The following is a 1,806-nucleotide window of genomic DNA, read 5'->3' as shown; positions in this document are numbered from 1 at the left end:
CTCGACCTGCTCGGCGACCTGCCCGAGGCCCGCCGCTCGGAACTCTCGGAGCAACTGTCGCTGGACGCAGGCGAACTCGACCGCTGGGAGGACGTCTCCCACCGCCTCCACGTGCCTTTCCACCAAGGGGTGGTGAGCCAGTTCGAGGGATACGGCGACCTCGCGGAGCTCGACTGGGAGGCGTATCGCGCCCGCTACGGCGACATCCGCCGCCTCGACCGGATCCTGGAGGCCGAGGGCGACACGGTCAACCGCTACCAGGCGTCGAAGCAGGCCGACACCCTCATGCTCGGCCACCTCTTCCGGCCCGAGGAGCTTCACGGCCTGTTCGGCCGGCTCGGCTACCGGCTGGACGACGGGGTGTGGCGGGCGACCGTCGCGTACTACCTGCGGCGCACCAGCCACGGATCGACGCTCAGCAGCCTCGTCCACGGGTGGGTGCTCGCCCGGCAGATGGGCGCCGACGCCTGGCGGTACTGCGAGGAGGCCCTCCTCGCCGACGTGGCCGACGTCCAGGGCGGGACGACCGGCGAGGGCATCCACCTCGGCGCGATGGCGGGCACGATCGACCTCGTCGAACGCGGGATCACCGGCCTGGAAACGGGGCCGGAGGGGCTTCGCGTGGCCCCGGTGCCGCTGGCGGAGATCCCCAGGTTCACCTTCACCCTGTGCGTCGGCCGCCATCGAGGAGTGCGCCTGCGGGTGCTCCCCGGCCGGCTGGCCGTCCGGGTACCCGCCTCGTCCCCGGGCCCGCTCGCCGTCTTCCTCCCGGGTGACCGGAGGGTCACCGTCGCACCCGGCCAGGAGCGTTGGTTCCGGCTGTGAGGAGCGGCTTTGTCCGTGCGAGGCGGTTCAGTCGAAGGCGAGCACCTCGGAGACCGGACGGCGCGGCGTGGCACGCCCCCCGGGGCCGTAGCCCAGGCGGAAGACCATGTGGACGAAGCCGGTCGTCGAGCCGGGATCGCGTGTTTCGGAGCGGAGTTCGGGCCATTCCAGCGGCTGGGACATGAGGGAGGTGGCAAGGCCGTCGAGGGTGGCCCGCAGGAGGACCCGCTGCATGGCCTGGCCGGCCCTCAGCCAGTCCTCCGGGGTGTCCTCGGCCGTGCCGAGCAGCGCGATCTGCGGCCTCTTCTCGAAGCGGACCGCCTCACGGCCGGGCACCCGCCGACGGGCGTCGAAGTCCCTGACGGGGGAGGTCACGTCGTACTGCCGCGGGCCGAGGGCGTACGCGGGGATGCCCTCGGTGTCGGGGCCTTCCCCGGCCGCACCGGTGCGTGTCCAGGCGGCGATCTCCGCCCGTACGGCCTCGTCCGCGGCCTCGTACAGCGCGGAGGCGTGGACGAGACCCATGACCATGACGGCATGCCACTCGCCCGGCACGACCAGCCGGCAGCCTTCGAGCAGAGCAGCCGCACGGAGTCCGTCGATCACCTCGGGCGGGATCCGCTCCTCGGTGAAGGGGAAGCGGCTGGTGTGCCGCCGCGCCAGGGCGGCATGGAGGCCGCCCAGATCGCTGTCGGCGTCATCGGGGCCGGTGAACCGGACGTCGGCGAAGTGCCAGGGATCTCCGGGGGACGGCAGCAGCTGCACGACCGGACGCAGGCCCCGGTACGCGGCGGCGACCCGCAGGCCGAACAGGGCGGCGCCGCAGCCGAGGTGCAGGGCCCGGTGATCGGGGTCCCCGTGCGGCATGCCGCGCAGCGGATCCCCGTGCAGTTCGATGATTCCGGGGCCCGTCCTGTGGACGAACTTCCACGGCTGTGCGTTGTGCATCGAGGGGGCCGTGACGGCGTCTTCGACCAGCGA

General features: G+C 72.8%; 1 protein-coding gene and 1 pseudogene. One reads left to right on the top strand and one right to left on the bottom strand.

Annotated features, from left to right (window positions below):
- Positions 1–825, top strand: a pseudogene (locus ACFYUZ_RS39115) (glycoside hydrolase family 65 protein); the annotation flags it as partial.
- 27 nt (positions 826–852) lie between these two features.
- Here the strand turns inward: ACFYUZ_RS39115 and ACFYUZ_RS39110 are convergent.
- A partial coding sequence (locus tag ACFYUZ_RS39110) for an Acg family FMN-binding oxidoreductase (protein ID WP_389317961.1) occupies positions 853–1,806 on the bottom strand: 954 nt, incomplete at its 5' end.

Origin of the sequence: Streptomyces sp. NPDC004266 (assembly GCF_042874095.1) — a bacterium.
GTDB lineage: Bacteria > Actinomycetota > Actinomycetes > Streptomycetales > Streptomycetaceae > Streptomyces.
This window is presented reverse-complemented; position numbering and strand designations above follow the sequence as displayed.